The organism is Planktotalea sp. (genome assembly GCF_039984035.1).
Lineage (GTDB): Bacteria > Pseudomonadota > Alphaproteobacteria > Rhodobacterales > Rhodobacteraceae > Planktotalea.
Window position 1 is genome coordinate 22332 of the sequence record NZ_JBDWVM010000009.1, and the last position, 8060, is coordinate 30391.

The 8060-nt window shown below is 54.1% G+C and carries 6 protein-coding genes; 4 read left to right on the plus strand and 2 right to left on the minus strand.

The features are described from left to right. Positions 1-2 precede the first annotated feature (2 nt). Both ABJQ89_RS00420 and ABJQ89_RS00425 read right to left on the minus strand, forming a co-directional pair. On the minus strand, positions 3-1172 hold the full coding sequence (locus tag ABJQ89_RS00420) for an acetyl-CoA C-acyltransferase (protein WP_348494307.1): 1170 nt from the start codon (positions 1170-1172) through the stop codon (positions 3-5). After that, positions 1169-3259 carry a 3-hydroxyacyl-CoA dehydrogenase NAD-binding domain-containing protein gene (locus tag ABJQ89_RS00425; RefSeq protein ID WP_348494308.1) on the minus strand — a complete coding sequence of 697 codons (2091 nt, stop codon included), beginning with the start codon at positions 3257-3259 and terminating at the stop codon, positions 1169-1171. Before ABJQ89_RS00425 ends, ABJQ89_RS00420 begins: the two co-directional genes overlap by 4 nt. 441 nt (positions 3260-3700) lie before the next feature. Between ABJQ89_RS00425 and ABJQ89_RS00430 the strand changes: the two genes are divergently transcribed. From ABJQ89_RS00430 to ABJQ89_RS00445, 4 genes are read left to right on the plus strand one after another with little or no spacing between them, the layout of a single operon-like run. Next, positions 3701-4783 (plus strand): polyamine ABC transporter substrate-binding protein, encoded by a 1083-nt coding sequence (locus ABJQ89_RS00430; protein ID WP_348494309.1) that lies wholly within the window; start codon positions 3701-3703, stop codon positions 4781-4783. 55 nt (positions 4784-4838) lie between these two features. Further along, positions 4839-6197: an ABC transporter ATP-binding protein gene (locus tag ABJQ89_RS00435; RefSeq protein WP_348494310.1), complete on the plus strand. Its 1359-nt coding sequence runs from the start codon at positions 4839-4841 to the stop codon at positions 6195-6197. Positions 6198-6200: 3 nt separating this feature from the next. Then, positions 6201-7091 (plus strand): ABC transporter permease subunit, encoded by an 891-nt coding sequence (locus ABJQ89_RS00440; protein WP_348494311.1) that lies wholly within the window; start codon positions 6201-6203, stop codon positions 7089-7091. Further along, positions 7088-7903: an ABC transporter permease subunit gene (locus tag ABJQ89_RS00445; protein WP_348494312.1), complete on the plus strand. Its 816-nt coding sequence runs from the start codon at positions 7088-7090 to the stop codon at positions 7901-7903. The genes ABJQ89_RS00440 and ABJQ89_RS00445 overlap by 4 nt, the downstream gene beginning before the upstream one ends. Positions 7904-8060: the final 157 nt, after the last annotated feature.

The window sequence follows — 8060 nt, forward strand, 5'->3', positions numbered from 1 at the left end:
CCCTAGAAAATTTCGAAGAGGCCAGCAGCACCCATGCCGCCGCCAATACACATCGTGACAACGCCCAGCTTCGCGCCGCGGCGTTTACCCTCAAGCATCAGGTGACCCGTCATACGGGTGCCTGTCATGCCAAAGGGGTGGCCAATCGCAATCGATCCACCATTCACGTTACATTTCTCATCATCAATACCGAGCCGATCGCGGCTATAAAGCGCTTGCGACGCAAAGGCCTCGTTCAATTCCCAAAGATCAATGTCATCAACTTTGAGCCCATGCCTTTCGAGCAGACGTGGCACTGCATAAACGGGACCAATGCCCATCTCGTCAGGCTCACAGCCAGCAACCGCGAAACCCTTGAACGCGCCCAACGCTTCGATGCCTTGGCGCTCAGCTTCAGAGGCTTCCATCATCACAACAGCAGCGGATCCATCGGACAGTTGGCTCGCGTTCCCAGCCGTTACATATCCACCTGCGCGAACTGGATTTAGCCCATTTAGACCCTCAATCACCGTCGTCGGGCGGTTGCATTCGTCGCGATCAACCATCACCTCGCGCTCTGAAATCTCGCCTGTCTCTTTGTCTTTCACAGCCATCGTGGCCGCCATCGGAACGATCTCATCTGCGAATTTGCCAGCCTCTTGCGCCGCTGCCATGCGCTGTTGCGAGCGCAATCCATATTCATCCTGCTGTGCGCGCGAGATGCTATAACGCTCTGCAACGATATCGGCAGTTTCGATCATGGTCATGTAGACGGCTGGCTTATGCTCTTTGATCCAAGAATCGTGGCTCGCTACGCTATGATTGCCTGTCAGCGAGATGCTTTCGACACCGCCAGCAACCATCGGACCCGCGCCATTTTGAATGGATTGCGCGGCCATCGCGATGCTTTGTAAACCAGAAGAACAAAATCGATTAATTGTCGCGCCGCAGACCGTCACAGGCAGCCCAGCGCGCAAGGCGATTTGTCGTGCGATGTTGCCGCCCGTTGCGCCTTCAGGGGTCGCGCACCCCATAATACAGTCTTCAACGCTTGCAGGGTCAATCCCTGCGCGCGCGACGGCATGTTCTACCGAATGCGCGCCCAATGTTGCACCGTGCGTCATGTTCAAAGACCCGCGAAAAGACTTCGCCAATCCCGAACGCGCCGTCGATACGATCACCGCCTGTTTCATACTGTCTCTCCCATATTCAAATCTTCAAACGTCTTGCCCGCAGCGACGAGCCGCTTGAGCAAGTCAGAGCATTCCCAAAAATAAGCGTCTTCTTTTGCGTAGCTCTCGATGTCGTCCAGAATGCTTTGCACACCTTGCAGATCTGCCCACTTCAAAGGCCCGCCCCAATGGCGTGGAAATCCGTATCCAAAGAGAAGCACCATATCGACATCGAGCGGGCGTGCAGCGATGCCTTCGTCGACAACCTTCGCCGCTTCATTGACCATGGCGCACATGTAACGGCGTTGAATATCTTCGGCAGTGAATGCGCGTTGCGTGATGCCAAGCTCTGTTCTTTCCGCTTCGATCAGCGCCATCATTTCAGGGTTCGGCGTTCCACCACGTTTTCCTTTTTCGTAAACGTAGTAACCTTTGCCTGTCTTTTGACCAAAGTGACCCGCTTCGCAGATTTTATCCGCATAAGTGCTGATGCGTTCACGTGGATCCCGTGTTGGCGCAAGTCGCTTGCGCGTCGCCCAGCCAATGTCGAGACCTGCCAGATCAGCGACCGCATAAGGGCCCATCGCAAAACCAAACGCGGTCATCGCATCATCAATTTCAAACGGGGATGCCCCGTCTAGAACCATATGATCCGCGCAGGTACGATAGGTTTTCAAAATGCGGTTTCCGATGAAACCATCACACACACCAGAGCGCACCGCGGTTTTGCGCATGGCTTTACCCAATGCGAAACCCGTCGCGACAACGTCAGGCGCCGTTTGATCGGCGACCACCACTTCGAGCAGCTTCATCACATGCGCAGGCGAGAAAAAATGCAGACCAATAACATCCGCAGGGCGCGAGGTAGAGGCGGCAATTTCGTTCACATCGAGGTAAGAGGTATTGGACGCAAGAACCGCGCCTGTTTTACAGACACGGTCCAGTTCGGCAAAGATCGCTTTTTTGACGCCCATCTCTTCGAAGGCAGCTTCAATAACCAGATCAACATCGCCCAGTGCGTCGTAACTATCAGAGGCAGAGAACCCGCCTACCATGATCGCATCATACTTGCCTTGGCTGAGTTTGCCGCGCTTGACCGAGCCTTGCAAAATGCCAGACACGCGATCTGATCCTGCTTTCACTGCGTCAGAATCGCGTTCGATCATCACAACGTTCAAACCTGCCAAAAGCGCGGCAACCGTTATGCCTGCGCCCATTGTTCCGCCGCCAATGACACCAATCGATTGCACATCGCGAGGTGCGATGCCCTTAAGCTCTGGCAGTTTAGACACCGCGCGCTCGTTAAAGAACGCATGGATCATCCCCTCGCGTTGGGGCGAATTCATCAACGTCATGAAAAGATCACGTTCACGCTGCAGACCTTCGGCCAGATCGTTGTGGCACGCGGCTTCAATCGCGCGAATGGCCGTCGCTGGCGCGATTTGACCACGCCCCTTTTTCATGGCTGCAGCATGGGCCGTATCAAAATCAATCGGATCAGGTCGGGGTAATTGACCGACAGGGCGCGGCCCCTTGCCTTGCGCTAAAATCTGATTGGCAAAGGTGAGGCCGATGGCTTCAACATCACCGTCTTCAACCGCATCGAGAATACCCATCGCCAAAGCATCCGCAGCCGTTACATGACCGCCAGAGGTGATCAAATCCATCGTATTTTCTACGCCAGCCACTCGCGGCAACCGTTGTGTTCCACCAGCGCCTGGGAGAATACCCAAATGCACTTCTGGCAATCCCACCTTTGCTGAGGGAACAGCAATGCGGTAATGTGTGCCAAGCGCCACTTCCAAACCACCGCCCAAGGCTGTGCCATGAATAGAAGAAATCACCGGTAGCGTACTTTGCTCGATGCGTGTGCAAACATCTGGCAAGAATGGCTCCTGCGGGGGTTTGCCAAATTCCTTGATGTCCGCGCCCGCAAAAAAGGTCCGACCGTTTCCGATGATCAAGATCGCTTTCGCTTCTCCCTCGGCGCGCATCACCCCTGCAAGCAGACCTGCGCGAACTGCTTGCCCCAAAGCATTCACAGGGGGATTGTTCGCTCGCAAAACTGCGACATCGTCAATGAGCTGATATTCTACAGCATTGGTCACTTCACTACCCCCCAGATGTTTTCGAACGAGTCCGCGTGTTTCCGCTATGCGGAAATAAGTTTCGCTCGCTATCGGACGCTAAAAAAATAGTAATTCAAAGGCAACCGCATGTCTGAGAGAAATCAGCGTTCGGCGCTATGGTTAAGGTAACTATCTGAAAAATAACAAAGTTACGTTACGGTCTTTGTAAACTCCGAGCGCTAGTCTGATCTAACAATTTCAACTCTGGACGACACGAAGCTATGCGAAATCCGCAACACTTGGATAGCCGCAAACCATCAAGCATGCTTGCCTATGAATTAGACGCTCTCGCGAAGTTCTCCATTCGAACCTGAAAATCGCAATAAAAACTTGCGACTCCAACCACCTCGTGAAAACTATGTTGTGCAGAATGCGGTCGCAATGAACGCCGCTTTGTATATTCCTTGGGGAGTCAATCACATGAAAAAACTAATGCTTGCGAGCGCTTCGCTCGCCCTGATCGCCGCCAGTGCGACAGCGGAAGAAGTCCGCGTCTACAACTGGTCTGACTATATTGACGAAGCTCTGCTCGAAAAGTTCGAAGCCGAAACTGGTATCGATCTGATCTACGACGTCTTTGACAGCAACGAATTGCTGGAAACAAAGATGCTCGCAGGTGGTTCCGGCTATGACGTCGTTGTTCCATCCGGCACGTTCTTGCAGCGCCAGATCACTGCGGGCGCATTCCAGAAACTGGACATGGCGAAACTGCCAAACATTGCAAACATGTGGGATGTCGTTTCTTCACGTACCGAACAGTACGATCCTGAGAACGCTTACTCCATTAACTACATGTGGGGCACAACTGGCATCGGCGTGAACGTTGGCAAAGTTAAAGAAGCGCTTGGCGAAGATGCGCCAATCGATAGTCTTGAGCTAGTTTTGAACCCTGACAACATGGCCAAGCTTGCTGATTGCGGTGTTCACATGCTGGACGCGCCAACCGAAATGGTACCAATGGTGCTACAGTTCTTGGGTGAAGACCCCGACAGTCACGATCCAGATGTGATCGCAAAGACAGAGCCTGTTTTGGCAGCAGTTCGCCCGCATATTCAGAAATTCCACAGCTCTGAATACATCAACGCGCTTGCAAACGGTGATATCTGCGTTGCAATCGGTTGGTCTGGTGACATTCTGCAAGCACGCGATCGCGCGGATGAAGCAGAAAACGGTGTCGAGATCGCATATCACGCGGCAAAAGAAGGTGCGCAAATGTGGTTCGATCAAATGGCGATCCCAACGGACGCACCGAACCCTGACGCAGCGCACACGTTCCTGAACTTCATCATGGACGCGCAAAACATGGCCGATGCATCAAACTACGTTTACTACGCAAACGGCAACCTTGCGTCCCAGCCATTGCTTGAGGAAGACGTGATCGGCGATCCTGCGATCTACCCTGATGCAGCCACGCTTGAGAACCTGTTCACAACCACACCTTACCCACCAAAGGTACAGCGCGTCGTCACGCGTCTGTGGACAAAAATCAAATCTGGCACCTAAGACAGATAACCCTCGCGCACTGGCGCGGGGGTTCCTCCCACCTCGGAGCACATGAATGGCGCAAGCACCAGTATTCGCCCCTTGGGATGATCCAAGCGAAACACCCCTGATCCAATTTAAGAACGTTACAAAACGCTTTGGCGATTTCACTGCCATCGACGATTTGACACTCGACATTTTCGAGAAAGAATTCTTCGCGCTGCTTGGTCCATCTGGCTGCGGCAAAACCACGATGATGCGGATGCTTGGCGGGTTTGAAACGCCCACGACAGGCACCATCAGCATCGCGGGTCAAGACATGAACAACGTGCCGCCAAACAAGCGCGCTGTGAACATGATGTTCCAAAGCTACGCGTTGTTTCCCCATCTTTCGATCTATGAAAATATTGCTTTCGGTCTGCGTCGCACGGATATAGCCAAAGGCGCCATCGATGCGCGTGTGCACGAAATGCTCAAACTGACGCGCTTGGAAAAATTCGCCCGTCGCAAACCCCATCAGATTTCAGGCGGTCAACGCCAACGTGTCGCCCTTGCCCGCTCGCTCGCCAAAGCGCCCAAACTGTTGTTACTGGATGAGCCACTCGGCGCGCTCGACAAGAAGCTGCGCCAAGACACCCAATTTGAGCTGATGGATATTCAAGAGAAGACCGGCACAACATTCGTCATTGTGACCCATGATCAGGAAGAGGCAATGACCGTCGCCTCCCGCGTGGCTGTGATGGACGAGGGCCGCGTTATGCAAGTGGCCACGCCCGCAGATATCTACGAAGCACCAAATTCGAAATATGTCGCAGACTTCATCGGTGATGTGAATTTGATCGAAGGCACCGCATCCTTGCGCGCGATCACCGCGCCGACGCCCGAACCCGAAGACGCGCCCACTGAAGCGCCACAAGAAGAGATCGCAGCGCAGACAGGTCCCAAACCAGAGCCAAACAAGCTCGGTGAGTGGCTTCACGACAAGCTCCTCTTCCCAATTTTGGGTGAGCGTGAGCAAACGATCAAACAGCTACCCCCGCCCAGCGCAGAAGAACTCAAAGCTGCTCCTTCTGAAACGGCCTATCAAATTCCCGAAGGTGGTTTGTCCTTGGAATGGGCTGCTGGCGAGTTGCCGATCATCGTTTTGAATGGTGATCCCCACCTGGACGGCAAAACGCTCACACTCGCAATCCGCCCTGAGAAACTGAACATCGCCAAGGCGCGCCCGGATGCTGCCGATAACGCGATGCGCGGCAAGGTGATCGACATCGCTTATCTCGGCAACGTATCCACCTACTACGTGGAGCTGTCCAATGGTGCGATGATTAAAGCGCAGATGACAAACGCCCGTCGCCTCGCACGGCGCGATATCACTTGGGAAGACGACGTTTGGGTCAGTTTCACAGGCACCGCTGGTGTGCTTTTGGAGTCCTAGGACATGCGCCGCTTCACGCTCATCGCTATTCCATATTTGTGGCTACTGGCACTGTTCTTGGTACCTTTCATGATCGTGTTGAAAATATCGCTTTCGGATACGGCGCTGGCAATTCCGCCCTACCTGCCGCAGCTTGATTTATCCGAGGGATGGAAGGGCTTCACCAACTTCTTTAGCGAGTTGGATTTCGAAAATTTCACCTTCCTGACGACCGATGACCTTTATTGGAAGGCCTATCTTTCCAGTCTCAAGATCGCGCTGATCTCTACCTTCTTTACGTTACTCATCGGCTATCCCATCGCCTACTCCATGGCGCGCGCTGCGCCGGAGTGGCGCCCAACACTGCTGATGCTTGTAATCCTACCGTTCTGGACCAGCTTTCTAATCCGCGTTTATGCGTGGATGGGTATTCTGTCGAACGAGGGGTTGCTCAACCAATTCCTGCTCTGGACCGGTATCATTTCAGAGCCTTTAACCATCCTGAACACAAACTACGCCGTCTATATCGGCATCGTTTACACCTATTTGCCCTTCATGATCCTCCCGATCTATTCGGCGCTGGAAAAGATGGACGACAACCTGCTCGAAGCCGCCGAAGATCTGGGATGTTCACGCACGTCCGCCTTTTGGCTGGTCACTGTGCCGCTCAGCAAAACAGGCATCATCGCCGGCTGCTTCCTTGTCTTCATCCCCACACTAGGCGAATTCGTTATTCCGTCGCTTTTAGGTGGCTCGCAAACGCTGATGATCGGCAAGGTGCTCTGGGAGGAATTCTTCAACAACCGCGATTGGCCTGTCGCCTCCGCCGTTGCGATCATCCTTTTGCTGATCCTCATTATCCCGATCATCCTGTTCCAGCGAAATGAGCAGAAGCAAAGGGAGCTTGAGCAATGAAGCGCTTCTCTTGGTTCAATGTCACCGCGCTCACGCTCGGCTTTGCGTTCCTGTATCTGCCGATGGTCATTCTCGTGATCTACAGCTTCAACGAGAGCAAACTCGTCACAGTTTGGGCTGGCTTCTCTACAAAATGGTATGGCGAACTGGTCCAGAACGAATCCTTCCTCAATGCAGCATGGATCACGATCAAGGTGGCTGTCTTTAGCTCCACGCTCGCGACTGTGCTGGGCACACTGGCAGCCTACGTGCTGGTGCGAGCCAACCGCTTTAAGGGGCGCACGCTGTTCTCCGGGATGATCTACGCGCCGCTGGTTATGCCAGAGGTCATTACAGGTCTGTCACTCCTGCTCCTTTTCATTGGCATCGGCTTAGATCGCGGCGTGCTCACGATCGTGCTGGCCCACACCACATTCGCCATGTGCTACGTATCAGTTGTTGTCTCTTCGCGCCTCGTCAGCTTTGACCGCTCACTGGAAGAAGCAGCGCTTGATCTAGGGTGCTCGCCCTTCCAAGCCTTCCGCTTGGTGACGCTGCCCATCATCGCGCCTGCAGTTATCTCTGGCTGGCTATTGGCGTTCACCCTTTCGCTCGACGATCTTGTTATCGCCAGCTTCACAAGCGGCCCCTCAGCGACAACGCTGCCGATCAAAATCTTCTCGGCCGTTCGCTTGGGCGTCAGCCCCGAAATCAACGCGCTTTCCACGATCATGATCGCAATCGTCACTATTGGCGTCATAAGTGCCTCGCTCATCTCCAAGCAGGCCAGCCTTCGCCAGCAACGCGATGAACAGGCCGCCGCGCGCGCATGAAGCGCATCTATGAACCCTATGCCTACGGGCCGGAGCCGCTCCGCGACGGTTATTGGCAAACAACCGTTTCGCCACTCCATCTGCCGCGCCTAGAAGGCACACGGCAAACCGAAGTCGCTATCATTGGCGGGGGTTTCACTGGGCTGAACGCCGCCCT

Excerpts from the sequence above, each read along its gene's own strand:
- ABJQ89_RS00445 (WP_348494312.1), top strand. The coding sequence starts at position 7,088 with ATGAAGCGCTTCTCTTGGTTCAATGTCACCGCGCTCACGCTCGGCTTT.
- ABJQ89_RS00430 (WP_348494309.1), top strand. The coding sequence starts at position 3,701 with ATGAAAAAACTAATGCTTGCGAGCGCTTCGCTCGCCCTGATCGCCGCC.
- ABJQ89_RS00435 (WP_348494310.1), top strand. The coding sequence starts at position 4,839 with ATGGCGCAAGCACCAGTATTCGCCCCTTGGGATGATCCAAGCGAAACA.
- ABJQ89_RS00440 (WP_348494311.1), top strand. The coding sequence starts at position 6,201 with ATGCGCCGCTTCACGCTCATCGCTATTCCATATTTGTGGCTACTGGCA.
- ABJQ89_RS00420 (WP_348494307.1), bottom strand. The coding sequence starts at position 1,172 with ATGAAACAGGCGGTGATCGTATCGACGGCGCGTTCGGGATTGGCGAAG.